We start from the raw sequence: 25,558 nt of genomic DNA, 5'->3' as shown, positions 1-25,558 counted from the left end.
GATGAGAACCTCAATCGCGACCGTTTCAATTAGCGGTGATATGGCCAGCAAACTCGACGCCATTGCCGGCGCCGGGTTCGATGGTGTCGAGATATTTGAGAACGACTTTCTGGTGTTCGATGCCTCGCCGCGCGAGGTGGGCCAGATGGTGCGCGATGCGGGACTCGAACTCACCCTGTTCCAGCCCTTCCGTGATTTCGAGGGCATGCCCGAGCCCTATCGCAGCCGCGCGCTGGATCGCGCCGAACGCAAGTTCGATGTGATGGAAGAGCTGGGCGCCGAGCTGATGCTGGTTTGTTCCAGTACCTCTCCTGTCGCCCTTGGCGGCATAGACCGGATCGCCGCAGATTTCGCCGAACTGGGTGAACGCGCTGCCCGGCGCAATTTGCGCGTCGGTTATGAAGCCCTGGCCTGGGGCCGCCATATCAACGATCATCGCGATGCCTGGGAAGTGGTGCGTCGAGCCAACCACCCCAATATCGGCATCATCCTCGATAGCTTCCACACGCTGTCACGCGGCATTGACGTCGATTCGATCCGCTCCATTCCGGCCGACAAGATCTTCATCGTGCAGCTGGCCGATGCGCCCAAATTCGACATGGACCTGCTCCAGTGGAGTCGCCACTACCGCAACATGCCCGGCGAGGGTGACCTGCCCGTGGTCGACTTCATGCGGGCGGTCGCAGCCACCGGCTATGATGGGGTGATCTCGCTCGAAATCTTCAACGATCAGTACCGCGCCGCCAACAACAAGACCATTGCCGTCGACGGCCAGCGCTCGCTGATGAACCTGATGGATGTGGTCAAGCGCGCCGAACCAAGCTCGGCGATGCGCGTTCCGGCCATGCCGCCGCCGATTGCCGTAGAAAAGGTCGAGTTCGTCGAATTCACCGCCGATGAAGCCGCTTCCGCCCAGCTGACTTCCCTGCTCAAAGCCATGGGTTTCCAGCATGCCGGCCAACATCGCAGCAAGCAGGTCGCCCACTATTGCCAGGGCGGCATCAACATCGTGGTCAATACCGATCGCGCGGGCTTCGCCCGTACGACATTTTTGAGCCGCGGCCTTTCGGCCTACGCACTGGGACTCAAGGTCGATAACGCGGACGCAGCCGTTGTCCGGGCCGAAGTCATGGGCGCCCAGCCCTTCCTGCAGCCGGCGGGGCACGGCAATATCGGCCTGCCTGCGGTGCGCGGTGTTGGCGGCGGGTTGGTGTATTTCTTCGATGGCAAGGGTGAGCAGGCCGATCTCTGGCAGCGGGAGTTCACCACCGTTGCCCCCGATCCTGCGGCCAGGGCCGCCGGCATGGTCGGCATCGACCACGTGGCCCAGTCCATGCCCTATGATGAACTGGCCGCCTGGCAGCTCTTCTACACCTCAATCCTTGACGCACACAAAACTCCGCCCGTCGACATTATCGACCCCGCCGGGCTGGTGCGCAGTCAGGTCATCGAGAATGACGCGCGCAGCCTGCGCATCACCATGAATGGGGCGGAAAACCGCTCGACGCTTGCCGGCTATTTCGTCTCCGAGAGCTTTGGCGCGGGTATCCAGCATCTGGCCTTCAGCACCAACGATATCTTTGCCACCGCAGCAGCCATGGCCAGCAATGGCTTTACCCCGCTCACCATCTCCCCCAACTATTACGACGATGTGGAAGCCCGTTTCGGGCTCGCACCAGATTTCGTGGCGGCGCTGCGCCAATACCAAATCCTCTACGACGAGGATGACAAGGGCAGCTATCTCCAGCTCTATAGCCCGTTGATCGGCGGCGCCTTCTTCTTCGAGATTGTAGAACGCCGCCTCTATCAGGGCTATGGCGCACCCAACGCTATCTTTCGCATCGCCGCCCAGCACCAGTTCATCCGGCAAGCCGATTTACCGCGTCGTTAGAACCAGAGACCCTATGCCCATAACCACCCTGCTCGCCTTGCCCCCAGGCGCCTGCGATAGCGCCATCCATGTCTTTGAACCCGGTTGGGCACCTCGCCCCGGCTTCACCGGTACGCTGCCCGATGCTCCGCTCCCCGCCTATCGCGCCCTACAGGTCGAACTGGGTCTAGCGCACGTCATGATCTCCCAGGCTAGCGGCTATGGCTTTGACAATAGTTTGCTGCTGGCCAGCCTTGATGCCCTGGGCGGTAGCGGACGCGGCACCGTCGTCATTCCCGCAGATATCGACGAGCAGTCCCTCACCGATATGCACCGGCGCGGCGCGCGGGGTGTTCGCTTCATGATGTTTGCTGGCGTGCTGGGCCGGGATGACATGCTTCCTGTCGCCGAACGCGTTGCCAGTCTCGGCTGGCACCTCAAGGTGCAGATGGATGGTCGTCAGATCGTCGACTATGCGCCGCTTCTGGCTTCTTTGCCGGTCGAGGTACTGATGGATGTCTATCCCACCACCTTCCCAGCAACGCTCGACCCTGATGGCCCCGAAATCACCACCCTGCTCGAGCTCGTGGAACGCGACAACTTCTGGGTGTCGCTCACCGCACCCAATACGCCAGAGGAATGCGCCGAGCCGCCGCTTCTGGCGCGCCGCCTCGTCGCCCAGGCGCCTAACCGGTGCCTCTGGTCGAGCAACTGGCCACACCTCAACGTGTCGCCGACCCCAAGCCCCCAGCATGGCCTGCACTGGCTCGGGACCGCAACGACCAACTCCGGCCAGCGTAACAAGATTTTGACCGACAACCCACAGCGTCTGTTCGGCTTTTGAGCCCGGCGCACCCAACCTATCGAGGACAACCAATCATGATGAATTTTGACGGCAAGCTCGCTCTTGTCATGGGCGCCAGCGGTGGGATCGGCGCTGCCGTGGCAACGGCCTTTGCGGCGCAGGGCGCCCATGTTGCGCTCCACTACAATCGCGGCGAAGCGGCTGCTCAGGCCGCCGCCGACGCCATCATCGCCAGTGGCGGAAAGGCCTTTCTGATTCAAGGTGATATCTCTGAGCGCGGCGTGCCGGCCAAGGTCGTTCACCAGGCAGCTGAGCTCCTGGGTGGACTGGACATCCTATTTAACAACGCTGGAGCCATGATCCGTCGCATGCCGTTTCTTGACCTCGATGACGCACTCTATGAGGAAGCGCTCGATCTCAATGTCCGCCCGGTGATTGCTGCATCGCAGGCGGCCGTTTCACATATGGACAAGCGTGGCGGCGGTTCCATCATCAATGTCGGCTCGATCGCCGGTGTCGATGGCGGCGGCAGCGGTTCGGGCCACTATGGCAGCGCTAAGGCCTATGTGCACAACCTGACTCGTCACATGGCACGTGACCTGGCGCGCCTCAACATTCGCGTCAATGCCATCTCTCCCGGCGTAGTACAAACAGCCTTTCACGCCGCGACTCCTCCAGAGCGCATGCACGCAATGCAGGCCACCATTCCGTTGGGCCGCCTCGGCACGCCTGATGACTGCGTCGGGCCGGTGCTTTTTCTCGCCTCCTCTGCCGCCAGTTATATGACAGGCCAAATCTTGCACGTGAACGGCGGTATGTACTTGCCCTAGCAAGCGATGAAAAACTGCCAGGTAACCCCGCGGGATGCTCCCTAACTGGTTCGGCACGGCGTGCAGCCCCTGAGGACGTGAGCGCACGACCAAAAAATGCTCCTGCCGCGCTGAACGTGCATCTGCCAAGTGCTGGTTCGCTTCCCGTCAGCCACAACATGATCCGAGCTATACAAATTGTCTCGTAAGCCGTACTTGAGTGCCGGCCTCGCCGCCTCTTGGATCCCGCCTTCAGGCCTTCTCGGCCAGCCGCCGCGGCTCCAGGAGTCCGGGGAAGTAACTTCCTGGACTTGCCCCGCTTTAGTGGAGATCCCACAAGGTCCCAGTGGATACCAGTAAGTACCAGTGAAATACCAGCAGAGTACCAGCAGAGTACCAGTACTTTAGGGCCACCACACCTCACGCACTGAGAGTGCCGACAGGCTCAATCAGGGTCAAAACAGCTGCGCGGCGCCTACAAACGATGCCGTTTGGCCGAATTCTTGCGCAGGTAGGCACCCTTATGCCGTCCGCGCAGAAGCTGGAGCCGCATCAAACGGCCGCGGTCGACGCCGAAGCTGCTCGCTTGGAGCCCTCACCAAATCGCCGATTTCGTCGGATGTCACTAGGACAAATCCACATCTTTCCATCGTGCTTCAAATTGTTTCAATTTGCTCCATACTGCTCGGATATGTTGCATTTTATTCTCTTCACACCTGTGCATCTGTGGATGACCCACATGGCAAGAACTTTTTTGGACGTTAGCATTGGTCGGTGTGATCTGGCCCGACGTCGGGCCCCCGCGACCGACGTTCAATGACTTGTCATATGTGGAACGGCCCGCCAGGCAAGGGCTTTTTTCAGACGTTTGATCACGTGGGAACGGTGCGGTCATATGTTCGGCCTTTCAGCGCGGTTTTGAACCGCGGGCCTCGATGAAGTCCGCGATGCGAGTGGCTAATCAACGGCACGCGCTTTAAGCGCGTTGACACAAGCGGCCTCTCTCGCCTCGGGATTTCGTCCCATGGAATCATCGTCTGCTTTGTGCACCTCACCTCTGCCGGCTACCGCGCCGGTCAGTTCGTTTTGGCCGACTTCCGGTTCAAGCGCTCGCTACGCCATTCACCGGCTCCGGGCCCCGATATGTCCCGCCCTTGGTTAAAATCGCCCAGATGACCCGCGCCGTCTTGTTGGCAAGCGCGACGGCCACGACCTTGTAGGGCCTTCGCGCCAGAAGCGCGCTCAGCCATTTCGGCGCTTTATCGTTGCCTCGCACGCGTCGCAGGACAGAGCTCGCGCCGAGGACGAGCAGGGAGCGGAGCTCCGGATTGCCATCTTCGATATTCCCCCCAACCGCTCCTTGCCACCGCTCGAATGAGACCTCGGCGTCAATCCCAGCCAGGCGGCGAAGTGACGGCCGGATTTGAACCCGCCGGGATCTGGAACAAGCGCCTTGATGGACGCGGCCGTGATCGGACCGACGCCGGGTATCGTGGCCAGACGCCGCATATCCTCGTCGCGCCTTGCCCCGGTGACAATCGCCCGTTCGAGTTTGTCGATCTGCTCGATCAACGCCTCGATCTGATCGGCGATGGCCGTCAAGGCGAACCGCCCCATAAACCTCCACTGCGAACATCCCCGGCGGCCCCCGCAAAGGAAACCAGCCTAACCACTGGACGACTTTTACGCCGCCCGCATCAGCGCAAATGCCGACGCTCCGTGGCCTAACTTCTCACCGCCATGCACATGGATAAAAGCCTGCGGCAGACTGACTCACTGGCGCAAAAACTGAGGCAATCCGGGGTGTTTTGTGCCAGCATACAGCATGATCCCGGCCGATCCGCAGCAGCTTACAATCGGCACGGCAAGTCATTGAAATCTCTATCACCGATGGGGCATATGACAGCGCCACATAACACTTGCTGTAGTTTTGCACTGCATCTGGGTTGACGGCACCACGTTCGAAAGGGGGAGCGAAAAGATGGCTTAATCGAGCTGCCCGCAGCTCCGACCAGTTCACGGGGCCCGCCAAGCGGATCCGTGATGTCCCCGCCAGGACGGTAGTTACGGTGACCTAGTTGATTAGGCTGAAGGCGGCCAGTCCGTGCTGTGCGGAGCCCGACCCGAACACCATCATAGGCAGCGACCTCGGAAAGGAGCATGACCCCGGCGATGGCAGAACAGAGCCAATTGACTACCCGCCGCAATTAAAGGGTCTAATGACAGATAGAAGTTGGGGGCAACGTCAGACACATAAATAGCTCAAACACCCTACAGACAGCGTCTGAACAGGGAAAGGGGACCGGGGACTGGTTCGCACCAGACTGCATCCATTACCAAACCTAACGATAGATCTGGGCCGGCATCGCAAACGACAACTTCCGGGAGCACATGCCTGTTCGAGTTCAACGATCAGAACGAGATGCACATTGTAGTTGGCCCCCAGGTCAACAGGGTTTTCGCTACGGAATAGAGAGTATCAATTTGTTCCGCTCCAACTCGGTTCCTCGCGTACCAGGTCTATTGCCGTGGTGGACAACTCTCGGTCAGACTTCGGTCGCGACTGCCGGTTGAAAGATGTATCCCGCGCCACGGATCGTCTGGATCGCGTCGCCCGCCGTGGTACCTTTGAGGATATTTCGAATCCTGGCAATGTGTACGTCGACGGTTCGCTCGCTGACAAATGCATCCGTGCCCCAGACTTGGTCGAGCAGACTATTTCGGGACAGTGTCTTACCAGAATTTTCCATCAGCTTCATCAGCAGGCGAAATTCGGTGGAAGACACCTTTAGCTCATTCCCCATGCACTGGACGCGGTGCGTGAGTCGGTTGAGTTCTAGCCCCTGGGATCGCAGCGTGTCCGACATCAGCGACGGGCGGTAGCGGCGCACCACTGCCCGAATATTGGCGCGAAGCTCGGCCATGGAAATGGGCTTGGTGAGCACCACGTCTGCACCGGTTTCCAGGCATCGAACGCGTGCTGCTTCATCAGTCCGCTCGGAGATCATGATTACCGGCAACGTCTGACCACCGCGTCGCGCCCTGATTTGGCGGCAAAGTTCAATTCCCGGCGTGTCGGGCAGGCTCCAGGCCAACACGACCAGATCCGGTGGCTGTTCCTGCATGTGAAGCTTCGCGTCGACTGCGTTGCCACAGGCCTGTATCGTGTAGCCAAGCTGCGCACAGGCAGCGCGGAGCGAATCTGCGAAATCGGGATCGGCTTCGACGATAAGTATCTTCATTGGAACCAAGCCCCCCCCCCGGACTGATTGGCAAATAGTATAGGCCTCAGTAGCCAACCGCAAACGGTGAGAGCGCGGCAAGCTCCGGTTCGACCCCCAGGCCGGGGCCCGTGGGTATAATGAAGCGTCCCTCTTGCAGGGCGTCTTCCGGTAGCAACGCCGAGCGGAGCGGGTTGTCATTGAAATCGACCTCCAGCGTGCCATCGCCTCCTGCATGAGCGAGCAGGTGCGCCGAAGCGACGAGGCCGATACCGCCGCCGAGCCAGTGCGGACAGAAACGGCGGCCTGCTGCGATGATGTTCTCTGCCAAGGGCGCGCAGCGGCTAAAGCCGCCCCATTTGGCGAGGTCGGGCTGAACTACCCGTAGGTAGTCGAAAGACAGGACAGCTTCGAAGTCGACGTCGCCTCGAATATTCTCACCGGCGGCGAGAGCCAGGTCGGTCTCGCCTGCCAATGTCTGCCATGCCGCCAAAGGGGCGTCGGCTCTCAAGGGCTCCTCCAGCCATTCCAGTCCGTAGCGCTGCAATTCGCCAGTCATGCTCAGGGCCTGCTCCAATGACCAGCCCTGATTTGCGTCCACCATCAATATTTCGGCGTCGGCCATATCCCTCCGAATGGCGTCGAGATTCGCGAGGTCGGTTTCCTGGCCAAAACCCACTTTGAGTTTGAAAGCGGTAAATCCGTTCTGCCGGGCTCGTGCCACCGTGTCGCTTGCCCCCTTGGGGTTGATGCCGCTGGCATAGGCAGGAACCGAGTGGACCTGCGGCGAGCCGAGCAGCGTCGCTATAGGAACGTTGTTGCGGCGTGCCACCATATCCCAAACCGCTATGTCAATGCCAGCAAGGCACTGTGCCAGAGGACCGGGTTCACCTGCCTGGATGGCCAGTGTCGCCAGGGCCTGCTCGGTCTTGGAGAAAGCATCCTGTGGCGTCTCGTAGCGGCCACGCATCAGAGTTGAGGAGATGGTCTCATCGATAAGGCGCGCGCGATGCTCTGCGCCGACCGAGGGAAAATTGCACCATACTTCTCCCCAACCGACGGCTCCGCTGGCGTCCTCGACTTCCACCAGCAGCATCGGTCGATCGCGCATGAATCCGAATGAGGTCTGGATCGGAACACCGATCGATGCCCGGAAAACTCTGGGTGTAACACGGACGATGTTCACCGCGGCATCATGAGGCATTTTCCAAATCCTACTTGACATATGGTAGCGCTACCATAATCTGCTAATAGATTTTTGCAATGGTTGAGGGATGTGATGTCTAGAGTTGGCTTCATTGGTGTAGGTACGATGGGCGCCCCGATGGCGTCCAATATCGCTCGGGGCGGTCATTCCGTAATTGCGTTCGATGTGAACAGCGAGGCCGTTAGACGCCTTTCCGAAGTTGGCGTTGAAGCCGCTGCCACTGCCGCCGACGCCGTCCGGGGTGCTCATGTGGTCATTACCATGCTGCCCAACTCGGCACATATCGAGGCTGCCGCCTTCGGTCCCGACGGTTTTGCCGGGCACCTGACGCCGGGCGCGCTCTATATCGATATGAGCACAATAGCGCCGAGCAAGACGGACAGCATCGGAGCCAGGATGCTAACCCAAGGCGTTGCGGTGATCGACGCTCCTGTCGGCCGACAGCAGAGCCATGCCGTCGCAGGGAAGCTGCTGATCATGGTGGGTGGAACGGTCGAGGATTTCGACCGGGCTAATCCCATTCTGTCCCTGATGGGCGATACCATCATCCACTGCGGTGGACGGGGGGCGGGTTCGCGCATGAAGGTCGTCAACAATTTCATGTCGATTGCTCTCAACAGCCTAACCAGTGAAGCGCTGATCCTAGCTGAAAAGTCGGGCCTTGTTCCCGAGCTTGCGCGCAGTGTCATGCTGGGAACTGTCGCGGGGCAGGGCCACTTCGGCAGCACCTATCCTGCCAAGGTTCTTAAGGGCGACGTGGCGCCGGGCTTCATGATCGATCTCGCGCACAAGGATATGGGATTGGCCATGGACCTGGCGGCCGAACTGGGCATCGACCTTGAGACCGGCCGTGCGGCAACCGGTGCCTATGACCGTGCGCGGACCGTTGGTCGCGGCAGGCAGGACTGGACGGCCGTTTACCAGTCTGAGCGCGCGGAAGCCGGTCTAGAATAATCTGTAAACGGGTGGGGCAGGCCGCGCGGAAGCGTGTGTCTGCCCCACCCGTTTGTCGTAATCGTCGTTCTGTCGTCACAAGGAGTGTCTCGCAAGAAAATGAACGTCTACGTGGTACTTCTGCAACTGGCCGGCGCTGTTTCCCTGCTGCTATGGGCTGTTCGTATGGTTCGCACCGGTGTCGAGCGGAGCCATCAACCGGTCTTGAAGCGTCTGCTGCGAGACGGCAGTGGTGGCAGGCTCAGGGCGGCGGCTATCGGCATGTCAATTGCCATCGTGTTGCAGAGCTCGACGGCCGTCTCTCTGCTGGCCGCAGGCTTTGCGTCGAGTGGAGTGCTCTCGCTGACCTCCGGGCTTGCCATCATGCTCGGGGCCGATCTGGGATCTGCCATCGTCGCCCAACTGCTGTCTGTAAAACTGGACTGGCTGACGCCAATCCTGCTGATTCTGGGCGGAGCATTGTTTATGCGCGGTCGCAGCGGCCTGCTGCGCCAGACCGGACGCATCCTGCTTGGTATCGCGCTGATCCTCGTTTCGCTGACCATGATCTCGGAAGCCACCGCACCCCTACGACAGGCACCCGCCTTGCTGGCCGTGGTCGAGTATCTGTCCTCAGATTTCGTCACCGCCTTCATCGTCGGCGCTGCGTTCACCTGGCTCATTCACTCCAGCGTTGCTGGCATTCTGCTGGTTTCCGCGTTCTTTGTTCAGGGCTTCTTGCCAGGCGAACTGGCCATCTCGCTAGTTCTGGGCGCCAATCTGGGTGGCGGTCTCATTGCGCTGGGCCTCACACGGACAGCCACCGAAGTGGCGCGCCAGATGGCCATCGGCAATTTCCTGTTCCGGGGCGCTGCCGCTGTATTTTTACTGCTGCTGATCAATGTGCTACACCTGCCGCTCGGTCCTTTGGCTGCTCAGCCGATCCTGGCGCATGTGGCCTTCAACCTGCTCCTCCTGGTCACCTGCCTACCGCTCATCGGGCTGATGGCGTCGCTGATGCGCCGCCTTGTGCGCGTCGTCCGGCCCGCTCAGCAGGTCATACCTGAGGCGGGCAGTAGGCTGGATGCCAATGCGATTGAAACACCCTCTCTGGCGCTTGCAAGCGCCAAGCGAGAATTGCTCCGCATGGGTGAAATCATCGAATGCATGTTCGGTCCATTGATGGAACTCTATGAGACCGGCGACGCCGACGGCATCCGGCAGATCAAGCAGATGGAAGCCGCGGTAGATCGGGCTCAGCGCGACATCAAGTTCTACCTCGCCAGGATTCAGTATTCAGCCGACATGCTGGAGGAGAGCCGGCGTGGCTATGAGCTGTCTCATTTTGCCATCAATCTGGAATATGTGGGCGACTCCATCTCCAAGAACCTGCTCAAGCTAGCCGAAACCCGCCGCGATCAAAAGCTGAAGTTTTCGCCTGCCGGCTGGCGGGAACTCAACGAATTGCACTATCGCGTGCTGCAGAACATGCAACTCGCGCTCAATGTCTTCATGTCCGAGGATCGGGAATCGGCTCGGATGCTCATTGTGGAGAAAGAGTCGATTGGGCGGGCCGAGCGCGACAGTGCGGCTGAGCACCTGCGCCGTCTGCAACTGGGCGGCACAGCAAGCCAGTCAACCAGCAACATTCATCTTGAGACCGTCAGGACATTCAAAAACATCAATTCGCTGTTTGCCAGTGTCGCCTATCCCATATTGGCGCAAAGTGGCGATCTGCTCGACAGCAGGCTATCCAAGCAGGCCGGCTGAGCCAGCGTGCTGGCGATTAGCGTCGCGTGGATTGCCGCGCCACGATGCGGAAATCGAGCACAGTGCGAGGCTCGATCTGCTCGCCATTGAGCCGGGCGAGCAGTATTCGGGCTGCATTCGCGCCGATCTCGTAGCGGGGCACGGCGACTGTTGTCAGGCTAGGCACCATCTCCGCAGCAATTTCCAGATCATCAAAGCCGACAATACCCAGTCGGGTTGGTACATCGATTCCCTGGCGCCGGCATTCCAGTAGCCCACCGGCGGCAAGGATGTCGTTGGCGAAAAAGATTGCGTCGGTTTGCGGCTGGCTTTCGAGAACATGCTGCAACGCCTTGGCGCCATTGCGCAGGCTGAATTCCACCTCGTATTCCAGCGTTGGCTGGCCGAGGCCAAAATGGGCCACCGCGTCGCGGAAGCCCTTGCGCCGGCCGAGGGCGCGGTCATTGTTCAGGACAGGCGCACTGACAAGCGCCAGTTTACGGTAGCCGGTTTCCACCAGATGCGTCACTGCGGCAAACGCTGCCGCCTCATTGGAAAAGCCCACCTGCATGTCGATTGCGGAGTCGTCGACCGTCCAGGTCTCCACCACCGGAACTCCGCGGCGTTCCAGCATGGCGTGGGTTCGGCGGGAATGTGCGCTGCCGGTCAGCACCACCCCACTGGGACTTTGTGCGAGCAGTGCCGACAGCAGGTCTGCCTCTGCATCCAGCGAATAGCCGCTCTGGCCGAGCAGAATCTGATAACCAGCCTGCGACAGCACATCGTTGAGACCCCGAATCTTGTCGGCAAAGATCGAGTTAGTCACCGTCGGGACGATGACGCCCACAGTCTTGCTGCGGTTGGACGCGAGGCTTCCGGCCAGTCGGTTCGGGATGTAACCAGCATCCTCCACTGCCTTCAGCACCGCAGCTCGCGTCGTTTCATTGACCTTGTCAGGAGTGTTGAGCGCCCGTGACACGGTGATCGGGGAAACCCCGGCCAGTCGCGCGACCTCTTCGATGCGGACCTTGTTCGACCCCGATCTTCGTGAGCGTTTCACGAGAGGTTTCATATTGACCAGCTCCATATGGTAGCGCTATCATTGACGCCAATTCTAGGCCGTAATAGAGGAAATACAGGCGATGTCAAAGCCCGTTGCGAGGTATGAGTTCGGGAATGGAACCGCTGGGGTGTTCGAGACGCGCAATCCAGCGCGGCCAGAGGAGGTTGTGGGTCTGTATGCGGTGTCCAGCGCGCAGGACGTCGACAATAGCTTTGCCGCCGCTGCTGCTGCGCAGGTCGCCTGGGGCCAGAAACCTCAGGCTGAGCGCAATGCTGCCATGGCCAGCTTCTTCAATGCCATCGAGCGCCGCGGCGAAGAAATCGCAGTATCCATCACGCTTGAGCAGGGCAAGCCGATTGCCGAGGCACGCGCCGAAACGGGCAAGTCGCTTGGCGAGGGGCGCGCGATGCTTGGCCACGCAATGTCCGTTGGCAATGCGCAGCAGGCCACGTGGCGTCCCGGCTTCCGCAACACTGTAACGCGCCGTCCGCGCGGTGTTATTGCTGCCATCTCGCCGTGGAATTTTCCAATTCTCACGCCGATGCGCAAGATTGCGCCGGCTCTGGCCTTTGGCAACGCCATCGTCCTCAAGCCATCTGAATTCACCCCTGCCGCCGCTGCTATTATCGCAGAGTGTGCCAGCGAGCATCTTCCCGCCAACCTGCTCAGTCTGGCGTTCGGGGCGGGCGCGGTGGGCGATCGGATGGTGCGCAATCGTCGCGTCCATGGCGTCACCTTCACTGGCTCGGTCAATACCGGCAAGGCAATCTACGCCGCCGGAGCCGATAATCTGCTGGAACTGTCCTTGGAACTGGGCGGCAAGAACGCCGCGGTAATCAATGACGTGACCGATATCGACGCTGCGGTCGCCCAGGTCGCAGGTGCGGCTTTCCAGTGTGCCGGCCAGCGCTGCACGGCCATCAGCCGCATCCTAGTGCACGCATCACTCAAGCAGGCTGTCACCGACGCCATCGCCAAGCTCGCTCAGGCCCAGGTGCTTGGCGATGGCTTCGCCCCCGGCGTCACTATGGGGCCGCTGTCTCATGGGGCTCAGCTCGACAAGGTCGAGAGTGTGGTCGAGCAGGCGCGTGCCGCCGGCGCACGCGTGGTGACCGGTGGTACGCGTATCCGCCCCGAATCCGCACCGGACGGTTATTTCTACGCGCCGACCATCCTGGGCGATGTCGATCCGGATAGCGCTGCTGCACGTGACGAGATCTTCGGGCCTGTCGTTTCGGTGCTGTCCTATCAGAGCGAAGATGAAGCCTTCGACATGCTGAATTCCGTCGGCTATGGCCTGACCGCTTCGTTGTTCTCAAATCAGCTGAGTCTGGTTGAGCGCTTCATCGCCCAATGCGAAACGGGCATGGTTCACATCAACCACGGCACCATTCCTGACAATCACATGCCATTCGGCGGCATCAAGGATTCCGGCGTCGGTGCCTATTCGGTCGGGCCCTCGTCGGCTGCATTCTACACCTCCGAACATTCGGTCTATGTGAAGGCTTAACGCAATGGTCAAGATATTGGGGCACCGAGGTGCCCGCCAGCTTTGGCCCGAAAATACCCTTGCGGGATTTCGGAACGCCATCGAATTGGGCGTCGACATGGTGGAGTTCGACGTACACCTCAGTGCCGACGGTGTGCCTTTCGTGATGCACGACGCCTTGCTCGACCGCACCACGCTCGGCAGCGGACCGATCAGTGCAAAGTCGGCGGCGCAGTTGAGCCAGATCGGGTTCCGGGACAGCGCAGAAACAGTGTCCACGCTGGACCAGGTTCTGGATCTGCTCGCGGACTATCCGGTTGAGCTGGCCGTCGAGATTAAAACCAATATCGATTGTTCGCCCTACCTTGACATTGAGACCAAGATTGTCGCGGCGCTGGACCGCCGGCGTATGGTCGGTCGCTCGCTTATTCTAAGCTTTGTGCCCGATTGCCTGGAGCGCGTGCGCGCGCTGTCGAGTGAGGTCGGCTTGCAGGCCTGCCTGTGGCGCCCACAGGCAGACATTCAGGGCGGGCTCGTGCCCGCCTTGAACAGACTGGCCGGCATTCCGGGGGCCATTGTGGCTGTTCAGGAAGAACTGTTTTCACTCAATGAAACGGCCTGCTTTGCATGCATGCCGCCCGAGCGCCTTGCTGTCGGCGTGAACAACGATCCGTCCCGCATCCAGTACTGGCTGAGCAGGCCCGTTCGTCACATATCCACGGATCGCCCGGATGTCGCCCTGGGAATCAGGGATCACGGCAAAAACGCATCGCAGTATTATGAAATCTAATTACACGTAATGATCGGGTGATTGGGCATGGCTATTTTACTGAACCGGATCCGACAAGATCTGGACTAGGAGGAAAAATGTATCAGTTGAAATCCACCGGCGTGGCAGTAGGGCTGCTCGTCCTCATGGCAGGGGCTCCGGTCCTGGCCCAGGATAAACGCCCGATCCTGACTATTGGCGTGCAGAACCTGACGCCGGGCTTTGAACCCTCTATGAACATCAGCAATGCGGGCCAGCGCATCACCGCGTCGATTTACGACAAGCTCGTCGCGCGCGACTACGGCGCGAGCGAAAATGGCGATGGCGCGGAATTGAGGCCTTCCATTGCAACGGAGTGGCGCCAGGTTTCCGCTACCGAGTGGGAGCTCGACATCCGAACCGATGTCACTTTCCATGACGGTACACCTATGACTGCGGAGGACGTTGCATTCTCGTTCGGCAGCGAACTGATGTTTGGTCCTGACCGTGTCATCAAGGCTGGCGTCACCTATTACAGCACGTTCACCGATGTCAGCGTTGTCGACGCAGATACGATCAAGATCACTACCGCTGCGGCCGATCCGATTCTGCCGGCTCGTTTCACCTCGCCGCTGGGCATGGTTCTACCGAAGGACTATTTCCTTGAGGTCGGCATCGAGAAGTTCAACTTGGCGCCAATCGGTACCGGCCCTTACAAGCTCGCTGAGTTCAAACCGGGTGAGTATATCCGCCTGGTGTCCCATGACGGGTATTGGGGCGGCTTGCCACCTGCGCGCGAAATCATCTTCCGCGAAGTCCCTGAGGAGGCCGGTCGCATTACCGGTCTGCTCACAGGCGAACTGGACATGATTGTTTCGATCACCCCGGACCAGCAGTCGGTTATCGATTCCTCGGGTGTTGCGACCATCAAGCCTGTCGTGATCGACAATTCCCGTGTCATCGCTTTCAACACGTTCCAGGCGCCAATGGATGACAAATACCTGCGGCAGGCGCTGGTCTGGGCGGTCGATCGTGCTGCAATTGTCGACGCGCTCTGGTCTGGCCAGAACCGCCTCCCGCGCGACTTCAACTTCGTTAGCCACGGCCGCGATTACCTCGAAGATCGCCCCGACGAGCACTACGATCTGGAAATTGCCAAGGAGCTGCTGGCCAAGTCGGATTATAATGGTGAAGAGCTGATCTTCCGCATTCAGGGTGGCTACTACGCCAACTACGAACAGGTTGCCCAGGTTCTGCAGCAGCAGTGGGGCGATGTAGGCATCAAGGTGACGATTGAGATCCGTAGCACCTTCGCTGAAGTGCTCTCACCGGGAGTGCACATGTTCGCGCACTCCAACGGCATGCAGATTCCCGATATCACTCATCCAATTGTCAATCTGTATGGACCGCAAGGCATTCGCACCCTGCCTACAGCCACTGCCTACAGCTGGGATCCCTCCGAAGAGTTCCTTGACCTGATCAGCAAGCTGGAAACCACGATCGACCACGACGAACGTATCGGCGTGTTCGAGCAGGTTCTCGACCTCATGGATGACCAGCGCCCCCAGATCGAGCTGTTCCAGGCCATGGAGTATTATGGCGTCCGCAAGGGCCTCAACTGGCAGCCATACTCGTTTTGGCCCATGGATTTCCGCTCGAACAACCTCAGCTTCGATTAGTTAAAAACCAAAGACAGGCCGACTTCGCTCGGCCTGTCTTTCGCTCTATAAAGGTCGACCATGTTGGGTTCTTTCTTCTGGCGTGCCGTGCGCATGCTCGCGACCCTTTTTGTCGTCGCGATCGCGGTGTTCGTGATGATGCGCTTTTCCGGTGATCCGGTATCCGTGCTTGCTGGGCCGGACGCTACTCCTGAGCAACTGGCGGAGTTGAGCGAGCGTTGGGGCTATGATCGCCCGATACTCGAGCAATTCGCGCTCTACATGAAGGGCATCTTTACCGCTGATTTCGGTCTTTCGGTCCGCACCTATACGCCTGCCGCTGAGGTTTTCATCGAGCGCGTGCCGGCAACGCTGATGCTAGGTCTGACCGCGTTGCTGTTTTCTGTTCTCATCGGCATGCCCCTGGGCATTCTGGCTGCAGTTAAGCAGAACAGTCCCTATGATCGCTTCGTGATGGGCTTGTCGGTGCTTGGCTTTGCCATGCCCAATTTTTTCCTCGCCATTCTGTTCATTCTGCTGTTTTCGCTGCAACTCCATCTCTTGCCCAGTTTCGGATCGGGCACCTGGCAGCATCTGGTCCTGCCGGCCGCGACCCTCTCTCTCTCCAGCGCTGGAGCGATTGCGCGCTTTGCCCGCTCCTGTATGCTCGACGTCCTCAACCAGCCTTACGTTGCCGCTGCCCGTGCGCGCGGCATCAAGGGCTTGCGGCGTACCATCGTGCATGCCCTGCCAAATGCCTCCATCCCCATCGTCACTATTCTTGGTCTGCGCTTCGGCGATCTGATCGCGGGTGCGATCATCGTGGAGACTGTGTTCGCCTGGCCAGGTGTAGGCCGTTTGCTGGCCTCGTCGGTGGCCGTGCGCGATCTGGCCGTCGTTCAGGTCATTGTGCTGGCAACTGCGCTGACCATGATCCTGGCAAATCTCACCGTCGACCTGCTCTACGGCCTTCTTGATCCTCGCGTCCGCAGGAGCGCTCGATGAAAATGTCCTTGTTCACCAAGGTCGCTGCCGGCTTCCTGATTCTAATCGCCGTGCTGGCGATTGGTGCCGACCTGTTTGCCACGCATGACCCGTTGCGTTCCAATCTGTTGACGCGCTTGCGTCCGCCAGTCTTTGCCGGCGGCAGCTGGGCCAACTGGCTGGGTACGGACGAGCTTGGTCGCGATAGCTATTCACGTTTACTGTATGCGCTGCGCACCAGTCTGCTGATTGCAGCCGTCGGAACGATCATTGGCGCGGTGGTTGGCACCACGCTCGGCTTCACGGCGGCCCATTTCCGGGGCCCCGCCGAGCAGATCATCATGGCGGCGGTCGATTTTCAGGCGGCCGTGCCGTTCATCATTCTGGTGATGTTCGTGCTGGCCGTGCTGGGAAACAGTCTCATCGTTTTTCTGGTGATGATCGGTTTTGCAGGTTGGGAGGTCTATACCCGCCTGTCCCGAGGCCTGGTCTTGTCCGCCAAGCAGCGCAATTACGTGGTAGCGCTTGAGGGGCTCGAAATGAGCTGGCCCCGCATCTATCTCAGGCACGTGCTACCAAATATCGCCAGCGCCATCATTGTGCAGCTAACCCTGAACTTCCCGGCGACCATCTTGCTGGAGACCGGCCTCAGTTTCCTTGGCTTGGGCGTTCAGCCGCCCAATACCAGTCTTGGTCTGATGTTGGGTGAAGGCCGTAACTACCTGCTCCAGGCTTGGTGGCTTGCGGTCCTGCCAGGCGTCGTGATCTTCCTGACCGCCCTGTCGATGAGCATTCTGGGTGACTGGCTGCGTGACAAGCTCGATCCGCTGTCGCAGGCTCGTTGATCAGCAAGGCCTTCTTAACGCCCGCCTTCGGATTTTGGCCGGGGCGGGTGTTCCTCTGTTCCAAATCAGTCCATGCAGTCGAAGAAGCCCTTCACCACGCGGGAATCCCGGGTGTCGGCATTGCATGCCGCAACGATCTGGTAGGGCTCGGTAAGCTCGTCGATCGGCAGGCTTACAAGCTTGCTCGCCAGGGTGGATGCACCCTGCGAGGTCACGGTTATGCCAAGCCCATTGTGCACCGCTTCAACGGCGACCGCGGTGGAACACACAGTCATCACCTTGCTCAAACTGATGCCCTTTCGTGCAGCGCCCGTCTCCAACCGCCACCGCGCGAACGAGCGGACGCTGGCGAGGATGATCTGGTGCTCTGCCAGTTCTGCGATAGAAATGGATTCGCGCGCCACCAGATGATGGTCGGGCGGCACCAGCGCGACATGTCGCCGCTGGTCAATTTTCCAGATATAGAGATTTTCCTTGTTCGCCGGTTCCGGCATGATGACCACATCGGCTTCGCGCAGCCGGAGCATCTCTTCGCAACGCCGCCAGCTGGTGTTTTCAAACATCAGGTCCACGCCTGGATGACGCTCGCTGAACCGGCGCATATAGGCTAGGGACGGGTTGCTGGCGGTGGCCGCCACACGCAGCAGGCCCTTTTCGAGGCCACTAAACTCGCTGATGCGCTCATCGAGCTGGGTCCGGAGCAGGCCCATTTCCTCGGTGACTCTGTGAATGCGATGCCCTGCCGGGGTCAGAACCAGGCCGGTTCGCCGGCGCTCCAGCAAATGCGCCCCGACTACGGCTTCAAATTTGGCGATGCTCTGGGTCACGCTGGACTGAGTGACGCCCAGGGCCTTCGCGGCCTTGGAAAAGCTGCGCAGCTTGACCACAGAATTGAAAGCAACGATCTGGTTAAGGTTGATCTTCATCGCCTGGCGCCCCTGATGCGAACTTAAGAATATCTAATATCACGCAACATTACCACTACATGAAAGCGCTAGCATGAGGCGCGATGGGATAGGACGCTGATTACCAAATATGTTGAAGTTTATCCACCTTACGGACCTCCACATCACCGGCACTGGTGAGCTCGCCGCCGGTTATGACACCTATGCTAATACGTCACGTGCCCTCGACCATGCGTTGAACCTGTTTCCGGACGCCGACTTCGTCGTCATCACCGGCGATCTGGCCAATTGGGGGGAGCATGAGGCCTATCGGCGTCTGGAGGCCCTGATTGCGTCCGTGCCGATCCCGGTTTTCCTGATGATCGGCAACCACGACAATCGTGACAATTTCTTCTCGGTTTTCGGCTCTCGCCATCCCTATGTCCTGCCATATGCGCAGTACAAGCAGACGATGGGTGGCTACGACCTGCTATTCCTTGATACCCAGGGAATCGGCTCGCATGCCGGCTGCCTGAGCCCGGCGCGCCTGGAATGGCTTGATCGGACCCTGCTGGAAGCCAGCAACGAAGTGGTGCTGTTCATGCATCACCATCCAGCGGCGCTGCATGCACCGGCGCTGGATGCTAAAGGCATGTCGAACTGGCCCGAATTTCACATGGTCCTGAAGCGGCACGCGGCCAAGGTTCGTCATATCTTCCACGGTCATTGCCACATGATCCTGCAGGGCAACGTGCAGGGCGTGTCTTTTACCGGCATTCGTTCCATGAGCGACCAGGCCTATACGGACCTCAAGCTTTCCAAAGCCGCCCGCCAGAACACGGAGCCGCACTATGGGGTGGTCGTGGTAGATTCTGACTCGGTTGTCGTGCATTTGCAGGAGTTTAATTACTCCGGGCCGCTGCTTCTTCGCGAACGGCAGCGCTTCGAGGAGTTCATCGGCCACTGCGCAGAGCGTGGTGTGACCGTTCCTAGAGAGGAGCCGTCCACAAATGTTGCAACATGATGCAATGGCCGTATCGGCAGCGCCGCCGGTGCTTGCGATTTCGGGCCTTTCGGTTGCGCTCGATTCTGAAGCTGGGGCCACCCGGATCATTCACGATGTCAGCCTCGAGGTTGCGCGCGGTGAATGCGTGGGGGTCGTGGGTGAGAGCGGCTGTGGCAAGACCGTCAGTTTCCTTGCGACGCTCGGTCTGCTGCCGAGCTCGCTGAAGGTGTCGGGCAGTGTCCGGCTCGACGGTGCGGAAGTGCTCGGCATGGGCGAGAAGGGCCTTGAGGATGTGCGTGGTCGCAAGGTCGGCATGATCTTTCAGGATCCTCAATCGGCCCTCAATCCGGTCCGTACCATCGGTGCCCAGTTGATGGAACCGCTGCGCCTGCATCTAAAAATGACGCGCACACAGGCCGAGGCGCGAGCCATAGAACTGCTTACCCTGGTTGGCATTCCCGCGCCAAAGGATCGCCTTCGGGCTTATCCGCACGAAATCTCCGGCGGCACCTGTCAACGCGTGATGATCGCAGTCGCGCTGGCATCGGAGCCCGAGGTGCTGATTGCCGACGAGCCGACCACAGCGCTAGATGCGACCGTGCAATTGCAGGTTCTGGAACTGCTCAAGTCGATCCAGAAAAAGACCAACCTCGCCATAATTTTTATCACCCATGATCTGGGCGTCGTGGCCGAGATCTGTGATCGCGTCGTTGTCATGTATGCGGGCCGCACTGTGGAATCCCAGTCGATCCCTCAGGTTTTTCAAAAGCCGCGCCACCCCTATACGCGCGCATTGCTCGATTGCCTTCCAGCTCTCGAAATCAGCGGTGAACCACCCCGGGCCATTCCCGGCGAGGTCCCCATGCCGGGGCGTGCCCCATCCGGTTGCCCTTTTCACACAAGGTGTGCGCAGGCGAGCGATATTTGCACTGATCAGGTTCCAGCTATGAGCCTTGTCCGAGGCAGCCAGCATGGCGTGGCGTGCCACCACCCCTTGCAGGGAGAAGCATAATGGCAGACGTGCCTCTTCTGGAGCTCCAGCAAGTCTCCAAGACATACGAGTTGACCGGCAGCCCCTTTGCCAAGGCGAGAAGCCTGGCTGCCGTGTCCGATGTGAACCTGCGCATCATGCCCGGCCGGTCGGTCGGGCTGGTCGGCGAAAGCGGTTGCGGCAAGTCCACTCTTGCCAAGATTGCCGCCGGCTTCACCCCGCCTTCCAACGGCGCGGTCATGTTCAAGGGCCAATCCCAACGCGACGCGAAAGGCCGTATCAGGCCGGGGCGGCGCAAGGTCCAGATGGTGTTCCAGGATCCCTTGGCTGCCCTTAATCCTCGTCAAGCTATTGGCCACCAGATCGACGAGGCCATTGCCCTGGCAACCGGCAGCAAGGAGGGGCTGGCCGAACGGCGCAGCGATCTGATGCAAAATGTCGGGCTCAACCCGGACTTCGCCAGCCGCTTTCCGCACGCATTGTCGGGCGGGCAAAGGCAGCGGGTCGTCATTGCCCGGGCGCTCGCTGCGGAGCCGGAACTGCTGGTTTGCGACGAACCGCTGGCAGCACTGGACGTCTCCGTGCAGGCACAGATTTTGGCCCTTCTGGATGACTTGCGCAACAAGATGGGGCTGACGCTGCTGTTTATCTCTCACCAGCTCTCCACGGTGCGTTACCTGTGCGACGAGGTCGTGGTGATGTATGCCGGGCGCGTCATCGAGCAGGGCCAGACTTCTGACCTGTATCAGACCCCCAAGCATCCCTATTCCGCCATGCTGCTGTCCACGGCCCTCGACCCGCGCACCAAGCGGGCGCGTGACCAGGACATTGTCGGTGAGGCTCCAAATCCGATCGCCCTTCCGTCGGGCTGCCCCTTCCATCCGCGATGCGCGCTGGCAGAGGGGGTCTGCTCAATCAGCAGGCCGCCTCTGCGCCAACTGGATGACGGGCATCTGACGGCCTGTCACTTCGCCTGACTGCTTGGTGTCTTGCCCTGTGGTTCGCACACAGAGCTGGGCGAGAGGCCCTTTGCGCGACCAGCGGCAAGGCATCAGGTTGTAGCTGCCGAATGCGACTCGGCCCCGGCTTGTAGGTGCGCACCGCCGTTTCTAGCCCGAGCTGTCCCGGCCCGGCTCAGCATTAAAATGGTCCGGCAAATGGGCCGCAATCTGCCCTAGGAGATATTATGAGCGATAGCCGTTTTGTAGTTCTGGTTCTGGATGGCTTGCGTCCGGACCTTGTCACGCCGCAAGCCATGCCGAACCTGGCCGCGTTCCGCGATCGTGGGGCATCACTCAAGCTGTCAAAGGCGCAGTTTCCTACTCAGACGCGGGTTAATAAGACGAGCTTCTCCAGCGGCACCACGCCAAAATATCACGGCGTCCACTTCAACAAGATTTTCGACGCGTCCCTGCTGGACGACCAGTGCATTGATCTGGGCAGCCACGCCGATGTTGCGCTGGCAGACAGCCAAGGCCGCCTGATCACCGCGACCACAGTTGGCCGTGCGCTGGCCGACGCCGGCCGACAGTTCGCCATGGTCCATTGCGGCATGTCAGGCGCGCCCTGGCTGCTCAACTATCGCGGCAACGAGATTGGCCAGGAACACCTGTCCATGGCAGGCTATTCGCACAGCACGGCTAAGATGGCGCAGCTGGTTTATGATGGGATGGGCGACCTCCCAAGCCCCAAGGGCATCAATTTCGCGCGCAGCCGGTTTGCCTTTGAGGCATTCAAGAACGTCATCTACCCGGTGCTTCAGCCGCAGATCGGTCTGATTTGGTCGGACGAGCCCGACAAGTCCCTGCACGTCGATGGCCTGCGCGGACCGGTATCGCGCGCCGCGCTGATGCACGTTGATACCCTGGTGGGCGATGTCGTCAGCTGGTGGCAGAAGCGGGCTGAGAGGGATGGTCTGAACCTGATCGTCATTTCCGATCACGGGCATGTCGAGCAGATCGGCGGTTACAAAATCGATGATCTGCTCAAGGAAGCCGGCCTGCCGGTCACTACCGATCCCAAGCAGAAGGGCGCGCTATTGCTGCCTTTCGGCAGCGGTGGAGTTTACCTGCGCGATCAGTCCTCGCAGGTGCTGGCCGACATTGTGGACGTCATGCAGGGCAGTGACTGGGCCGGCAACTTGTTCACCAACGACCTCGATGGCGTGAACGGCATTGTTCCGGGCACCTTCTCCAAGGCACTTGCCTCGATCGATCATGCCAGGTCGCCTGATTTGCACTTTACGCTCCGCCGCCAAGAGGCTGAACTGCCAACCCATCCCTATGGTCGGTGCTTCGAGCGCGAAGGCAGCGGTTCGACCCATGGCGGGCTGCATAACGAGGAGCTGACCAATCTCTGCTTTGCTTGCGGTCCGGATTTCAAGTCGACCTACAGCTCTGAAACCGCAGGCGGTATCGTCGATATCGTGCCGACCATGTTGCACGTACTCGGCATCGACAAGCCGCAGAGCATGATGGGGCGGGCGCTGGGCGACATGCTGGTCGGTGGTACCGAGCCGCAGGACGCGAGAGCCGAGATCCAGCAGTTCAGTGTTGGCGCGGGTTCTTACCAACAATCGCTATCCTTGCGCCGCCTCGATAGCCGCAACCTACTGATGAGCGGAACCCGGTAGCAACCCTAGCCTTAGCCATTCAAGTATTTTGAACGTGGACGACATGAGAAAAACTAACGTTATCATCATCCTGAACGACGACATGGGATATTCCGATATCGGCTGCTATGGCGGGGAGGTCGAAACACCGAATCTGGATGCCCTGGCCAGCAGTGGCCTGCGCTATTCCCAGTTCTACAATACAGCCCGGTGCAGCCCGTCGCGCGCATCGCTATTGACTGGCCTGCACCCCCATCAGACCGGCATTGGTGTGCTGACATACAATATGGGCCCGGAGGGCTATACGGGCAATCTGAGCGATCAGTGCGTCACCATACCTGAAGTGCTGCGCGAAAGTGGCTATCGTACCTATATGAGTGGCAAGTGGCACATTGCCTCCAGCCTGGTGGAGCCAACCGATACCTGGCCGACGAAGCGCGGCTTCGACGAGTTCTACGGCACCATCATCGGGGCGGGGAGCTTCTATCACCCCAACACACTGACCCGTGGCACCGAGAATATCGAACACGAGGCCATCAACGATCCCGGCTTCTTCTATACCGATGCGGTCAGCGATCAGGCCGTGGCCTATGTTCGTGATCACGCTACCAAGAACGTCGACGATCCGTTCTTCATGTATGTCGCTTACACGGCGCCGCATTGGCCCCTGCATGCTCACGAAGAAGATATCGCCAAATACAAAGGGCGCTTCGACGCCGGCTGGGACACACTGCGCGAGCAGCGGCTGGAACGACTGGTTCGCGCCGGCATCCTCGAAAAGTCCTGGAAGCTCTCGCCGCGTGACGAAACCCAGCCGCCTTTCGAGGAGGCTGAGGACAAGGAATGGCTCATCCGCTGCATGGAGGTCTACGCCGCCCAGATTGATCGCATGGACCAGGGCATCGGCAGGCTGGTGCAATCGTTGAAGGAGACCGGGCAGTCCGAAGACACCGTCATCATCTTCCTGTCTGACAATGGTGGCTGCGCCGAGGATATTCCGGTGGGCGTTGACCCGCGCCAGCTCGTCGAAAAGCTGATGATCGCGCAGTATAAGACCCGTGATGGTCGCGACGTTCGCATCGGCAACGAAACCGACGTCATGCCGGGCGGCGAGGATACCTATCAGAGTTATGGCCCGGCCTGGGCCAATCTGTCTAACACCCCCTTCCGCTTCTACAAGCACTGGACCCATGAAGGCGGGATTTCGACGCCGCTGATCGTGCATTGGCCAGCCGGAATTGAGGACAAGGGCGGCATCCGCCACAATCCGGGCCAGCTGACTGACATTATGGCAACGGTGCTTCAGATTACCGGTGCCCAATATCCAGAAAGTCGTAATGGCCTCGCTGTTCCGCCCTGTGAGGGTGTCAGCTTGGTGCCGTCCTTCGTCGGTACGGCGGTCACCCGCAAGCCGCTGTTCTGGGAACACGAAGGCAATGCCGCCGTACGCGATGGCAAGTGGAAGCTGGTCAGGAACTACCCCAAACCGTGGGAACTCTATGACATCGATCAGGATCGTACCGAGCTGAACGACCTGGCCGCTCAGCGTGGCGACCGCGTGGCGGAAATGGCGGCCATGTACGAGCAATGGGCAGAACGTTGCGGCGTCATTCCGCGGGAGCAGATTCTCGAGATCATGGTGCAGTCGCCGGAGCCCGCTTTCTGGGAAGAGCGGGCAATTGATCGCTAGCGGTTCGGTCCCAAAGCGTCTTCGGCCTGCCGAAGCGATGAGTTTGTATTGAAATGTCCTGCTGCTCTTTCGATCGTGGTGCTTCCACCGCAAATGAACTGGTTTCCGCATTTTCACGCGGAAACAACAGCGCTTCTGAGCGTGTGTTTTTTCCTGCGGCAACAAGCTTTATTGGTACCGACCGCCCGCTGATCCTGGTGGACGGAGAAGGGCCGAGGCGTGTCATCGATCTGGCGGCCTTTTCCCTCGATGCTACCGCGGTGACCAATGCGCGTTTCGCCGCCTTCGTCGTCGATGTCGGTTATGTCACCGAAGCAGAACGGTTTGGCTGGTCCCCTGTATTCAGGGGGCTGCTGGGCGACAAGGCGCCCCCGCCATCCAACAGTGTCACCCCGTGGTGGGTCAAGGTCGACGGCGCCTGCTGGTCTGCGCCCGAAGGCCCCGACTCGTCCACCTCTGGCCGGGCGGATCATCCTGTTGTGCAGATCTCCTGGAGCGATGCCCGCGCCTTTGCGGCCTGGGCGGGTGGACGTCTGCCAACCGAGGCGGAATGGGAACATGCCGCCCGTGGCGGACTTGACGATCCGCGCTTTCCCTGGGGCGATGACGAACCCGGCGATCTGGCGATCTTCGCCAATATCTGGCAGGGTCGTTTTCCGCACGACAATACAATTGCGGACGGCCATTTCGGTACCAGTCCCGTGAAGGCGTTCCCCGCCAATGGCGCTGGCCTCTATGGCATGGTAGGCAATGTCTGGGAATGGTGCTCCGATGCCTTTCAGGTTTCGCCGTCAATTCTTGCCGCCGGTCCGCGCAATTCCCACGCGCTTCAGAACCATAAGAAGGTGATGAAGGGCGGCTCTTTTTTGTGCCACATCAGCTACTGCTATCGGTATCGTATCGCGGCCCGGTCATCGCTAACCGCTGACTCTTGTGCCAGTAATTGCGGGTTTCGAGTGGCCTATGATGCTTAGGTCGCGCGTGTGCCCGCAGTG

General features: G+C 60.0%; 20 protein-coding genes and 1 pseudogene. 16 read left to right on the top strand and 5 right to left on the bottom strand.

Features of this window, described 5'->3' with window-relative positions; translation table 11 throughout:
• Position 1 precedes the first annotated feature (1 nt).
• The 3 genes from ACX3OW_RS05475 to ACX3OW_RS05465 are packed head-to-tail and all read left to right on the top strand — an operon-like array spanning position 2 to position 3,505.
• Positions 2-1,891 carry a bifunctional sugar phosphate isomerase/epimerase/4-hydroxyphenylpyruvate dioxygenase family protein gene (locus tag ACX3OW_RS05475; RefSeq protein ID WP_459094710.1) on the top strand — a complete coding sequence of 630 codons (1,890 nt, stop codon included), beginning with the start codon at positions 2-4 and terminating at the stop codon, positions 1,889-1,891.
• Positions 1,892-1,904: 13 nt separating this feature from the next.
• Positions 1,905-2,714: an amidohydrolase family protein gene (locus ACX3OW_RS05470; RefSeq protein ID WP_459094709.1), complete on the top strand. Its 810-nt coding sequence runs from the start codon at positions 1,905-1,907 to the stop codon at positions 2,712-2,714.
• Positions 2,715-2,749: 35 nt separating this feature from the next.
• Positions 2,750-3,505 (top strand): SDR family NAD(P)-dependent oxidoreductase, encoded by a 756-nt coding sequence (locus ACX3OW_RS05465; RefSeq protein ID WP_459094708.1) that lies wholly within the window; start codon positions 2,750-2,752, stop codon positions 3,503-3,505.
• Positions 3,506-4,586: 1,081 nt separating this feature from the next.
• Here ACX3OW_RS05465 and ACX3OW_RS05460 read toward each other — a convergent pair.
• From ACX3OW_RS05460 to ACX3OW_RS05450, 3 genes and pseudogenes are all read right to left on the bottom strand, one after another.
• A pseudogene (locus ACX3OW_RS05460) lies at positions 4,587-5,095 on the bottom strand (IS110 family RNA-guided transposase); the annotation flags it as partial.
• Between the two features lie 935 nt (positions 5,096-6,030).
• Positions 6,031-6,726 carry a winged helix-turn-helix domain-containing protein gene (locus ACX3OW_RS05455; protein ID WP_459094707.1) on the bottom strand — a complete coding sequence of 232 codons (696 nt, stop codon included), beginning with the start codon at positions 6,724-6,726 and terminating at the stop codon, positions 6,031-6,033.
• Positions 6,727-6,772: 46 nt separating this feature from the next.
• Positions 6,773-7,909 (bottom strand): mandelate racemase/muconate lactonizing enzyme family protein, encoded by a 1,137-nt coding sequence (locus ACX3OW_RS05450; protein WP_459094706.1) that lies wholly within the window; start codon positions 7,907-7,909, stop codon positions 6,773-6,775.
• A 75-nt stretch (positions 7,910-7,984) separates the two neighbouring features.
• Here ACX3OW_RS05450 and yihU point away from each other — a divergent pair, with 75 nt between their 5' ends.
• Together yihU and ACX3OW_RS05440 are read left to right on the top strand one after the other, a co-directional pair.
• Positions 7,985-8,866, top strand: coding sequence for a sulfolactaldehyde 3-reductase (yihU, locus tag ACX3OW_RS05445; RefSeq protein WP_459094705.1), 882 nt, complete (start codon positions 7,985-7,987; stop codon positions 8,864-8,866).
• Between the two features lie 99 nt (positions 8,867-8,965).
• Complete coding sequence (locus ACX3OW_RS05440; RefSeq protein ID WP_459094704.1) at positions 8,966-10,615, top strand: Na/Pi cotransporter family protein; 1,650 nt, start codon at positions 8,966-8,968, stop codon at positions 10,613-10,615.
• Positions 10,616-10,631: 16 nt separating this feature from the next.
• Here ACX3OW_RS05440 and ACX3OW_RS05435 read toward each other — a convergent pair whose 3' ends face one another.
• Positions 10,632-11,666 carry a LacI family DNA-binding transcriptional regulator gene (locus tag ACX3OW_RS05435; RefSeq protein WP_459094703.1) on the bottom strand — a complete coding sequence of 345 codons (1,035 nt, stop codon included), beginning with the start codon at positions 11,664-11,666 and terminating at the stop codon, positions 10,632-10,634.
• Between the two features lie 70 nt (positions 11,667-11,736).
• Between ACX3OW_RS05435 and ACX3OW_RS05430 the strand changes: the two genes are divergently transcribed.
• The 5 genes from ACX3OW_RS05430 (at position 11,737) to ACX3OW_RS05410 (ending at position 17,381) form a co-directional block, all read left to right on the top strand.
• Positions 11,737-13,167: an aldehyde dehydrogenase family protein gene (locus ACX3OW_RS05430; protein ID WP_459094702.1), complete on the top strand. Its 1,431-nt coding sequence runs from the start codon at positions 11,737-11,739 to the stop codon at positions 13,165-13,167.
• A gap of 4 nt (positions 13,168-13,171) precedes the next feature.
• Complete coding sequence (locus ACX3OW_RS05425) at positions 13,172-13,936, top strand: glycerophosphodiester phosphodiesterase family protein (protein ID WP_459094701.1); 765 nt, start codon at positions 13,172-13,174, stop codon at positions 13,934-13,936.
• 77 nt (positions 13,937-14,013) lie between these two features.
• Complete coding sequence (locus ACX3OW_RS05420) at positions 14,014-15,573, top strand: ABC transporter substrate-binding protein (protein WP_459094700.1); 1,560 nt, start codon at positions 14,014-14,016, stop codon at positions 15,571-15,573.
• Positions 15,574-15,633: 60 nt separating this feature from the next.
• Entirely contained in the window at positions 15,634-16,557 is a 924-nt protein-coding gene (locus tag ACX3OW_RS05415; protein ID WP_459094699.1) for an ABC transporter permease, read from the top strand.
• Positions 16,558-16,559: 2 nt separating this feature from the next.
• The gene (locus ACX3OW_RS05410) at positions 16,560-17,381 is read left to right on the top strand and encodes an ABC transporter permease (protein WP_459094811.1); all 822 of its coding nucleotides are present in this window, start codon (positions 16,560-16,562) and stop codon (positions 17,379-17,381) included.
• Positions 17,382-17,446: 65 nt separating this feature from the next.
• On the opposite strand, the gene ACX3OW_RS05405 is transcribed toward ACX3OW_RS05410, so the two are convergent.
• Positions 17,447-18,307, bottom strand: coding sequence for a LysR family transcriptional regulator (locus tag ACX3OW_RS05405; protein WP_459094698.1), 861 nt, complete (start codon positions 18,305-18,307; stop codon positions 17,447-17,449).
• Positions 18,308-18,416: 109 nt separating this feature from the next.
• Between ACX3OW_RS05405 and ACX3OW_RS05400 the strand changes: the two genes are divergently transcribed.
• From ACX3OW_RS05400 to ACX3OW_RS05375, 6 genes are all read left to right on the top strand, one after another.
• On the top strand, positions 18,417-19,289 hold the full coding sequence (locus tag ACX3OW_RS05400; protein ID WP_459094697.1) for a metallophosphoesterase: 873 nt from the start codon (positions 18,417-18,419) through the stop codon (positions 19,287-19,289).
• Positions 19,276-20,283 (top strand): ABC transporter ATP-binding protein, encoded by a 1,008-nt coding sequence (locus ACX3OW_RS05395; RefSeq protein ID WP_459094696.1) that lies wholly within the window; start codon positions 19,276-19,278, stop codon positions 20,281-20,283. Before ACX3OW_RS05400 ends, ACX3OW_RS05395 begins: the two co-directional genes overlap by 14 nt.
• Entirely contained in the window at positions 20,283-21,239 is a 957-nt protein-coding gene (locus ACX3OW_RS05390; protein ID WP_459094695.1) for an oligopeptide/dipeptide ABC transporter ATP-binding protein, read from the top strand. The genes ACX3OW_RS05395 and ACX3OW_RS05390 overlap by 1 nt, the downstream gene beginning before the upstream one ends.
• Positions 21,240-21,448: 209 nt before the next feature.
• Positions 21,449-22,894 (top strand): alkaline phosphatase family protein, encoded by a 1,446-nt coding sequence (locus tag ACX3OW_RS05385; protein WP_459094694.1) that lies wholly within the window; start codon positions 21,449-21,451, stop codon positions 22,892-22,894.
• 43 nt (positions 22,895-22,937) lie between these two features.
• A complete protein-coding gene (locus tag ACX3OW_RS05380) occupies positions 22,938-24,563 on the top strand; it encodes an arylsulfatase (protein WP_459094693.1) in 1,626 nt (541 codons plus the stop codon).
• 53 nt (positions 24,564-24,616) lie between these two features.
• Complete coding sequence (locus ACX3OW_RS05375) at positions 24,617-25,537, top strand: formylglycine-generating enzyme family protein (RefSeq protein ID WP_459094692.1); 921 nt, start codon at positions 24,617-24,619, stop codon at positions 25,535-25,537.
• The last annotated feature ends 21 nt before the right edge of the window (positions 25,538-25,558 follow it).

Source organism: Devosia sp. A449 (assembly GCF_054489375.1).
This window is presented reverse-complemented; position numbering and strand designations above follow the sequence as displayed.

What these genes read in the sequence shown, in the direction of transcription:
- ACX3OW_RS05475 (WP_459094710.1), top strand. Translation starts at nt 2, where the DNA reads ATGAGAACCTCAATCGCGACCGTTTCAATTAGCGGTGATATGGCCAGC.
- ACX3OW_RS05470 (WP_459094709.1), top strand. Translation starts at nt 1,905, where the DNA reads ATGCCCATAACCACCCTGCTCGCCTTGCCCCCAGGCGCCTGCGATAGC.
- ACX3OW_RS05465 (WP_459094708.1), top strand. Translation starts at nt 2,750, where the DNA reads ATGATGAATTTTGACGGCAAGCTCGCTCTTGTCATGGGCGCCAGCGGT.
- ACX3OW_RS05455 (WP_459094707.1), bottom strand. Translation starts at nt 6,726, where the DNA reads ATGAAGATACTTATCGTCGAAGCCGATCCCGATTTCGCAGATTCGCTC.
- ACX3OW_RS05450 (WP_459094706.1), bottom strand. Translation starts at nt 7,909, where the DNA reads ATGCCTCATGATGCCGCGGTGAACATCGTCCGTGTTACACCCAGAGTT.
- yihU (WP_459094705.1), top strand. Translation starts at nt 7,985, where the DNA reads ATGTCTAGAGTTGGCTTCATTGGTGTAGGTACGATGGGCGCCCCGATG.
- ACX3OW_RS05440 (WP_459094704.1), top strand. Translation starts at nt 8,966, where the DNA reads ATGAACGTCTACGTGGTACTTCTGCAACTGGCCGGCGCTGTTTCCCTG.
- ACX3OW_RS05435 (WP_459094703.1), bottom strand. Translation starts at nt 11,666, where the DNA reads ATGAAACCTCTCGTGAAACGCTCACGAAGATCGGGGTCGAACAAGGTC.
- ACX3OW_RS05430 (WP_459094702.1), top strand. Translation starts at nt 11,737, where the DNA reads ATGTCAAAGCCCGTTGCGAGGTATGAGTTCGGGAATGGAACCGCTGGG.
- ACX3OW_RS05425 (WP_459094701.1), top strand. Translation starts at nt 13,172, where the DNA reads ATGGTCAAGATATTGGGGCACCGAGGTGCCCGCCAGCTTTGGCCCGAA.
- ACX3OW_RS05420 (WP_459094700.1), top strand. Translation starts at nt 14,014, where the DNA reads ATGTATCAGTTGAAATCCACCGGCGTGGCAGTAGGGCTGCTCGTCCTC.
- ACX3OW_RS05415 (WP_459094699.1), top strand. Translation starts at nt 15,634, where the DNA reads ATGTTGGGTTCTTTCTTCTGGCGTGCCGTGCGCATGCTCGCGACCCTT.
- ACX3OW_RS05410 (WP_459094811.1), top strand. Translation starts at nt 16,560, where the DNA reads ATGTCCTTGTTCACCAAGGTCGCTGCCGGCTTCCTGATTCTAATCGCC.
- ACX3OW_RS05405 (WP_459094698.1), bottom strand. Translation starts at nt 18,307, where the DNA reads ATGAAGATCAACCTTAACCAGATCGTTGCTTTCAATTCTGTGGTCAAG.
- ACX3OW_RS05400 (WP_459094697.1), top strand. Translation starts at nt 18,417, where the DNA reads ATGTTGAAGTTTATCCACCTTACGGACCTCCACATCACCGGCACTGGT.
- ACX3OW_RS05395 (WP_459094696.1), top strand. Translation starts at nt 19,276, where the DNA reads ATGTTGCAACATGATGCAATGGCCGTATCGGCAGCGCCGCCGGTGCTT.
- ACX3OW_RS05390 (WP_459094695.1), top strand. Translation starts at nt 20,283, where the DNA reads ATGGCAGACGTGCCTCTTCTGGAGCTCCAGCAAGTCTCCAAGACATAC.
- ACX3OW_RS05385 (WP_459094694.1), top strand. Translation starts at nt 21,449, where the DNA reads ATGAGCGATAGCCGTTTTGTAGTTCTGGTTCTGGATGGCTTGCGTCCG.
- ACX3OW_RS05380 (WP_459094693.1), top strand. Translation starts at nt 22,938, where the DNA reads ATGAGAAAAACTAACGTTATCATCATCCTGAACGACGACATGGGATAT.
- ACX3OW_RS05375 (WP_459094692.1), top strand. Translation starts at nt 24,617, where the DNA reads ATGTCCTGCTGCTCTTTCGATCGTGGTGCTTCCACCGCAAATGAACTG.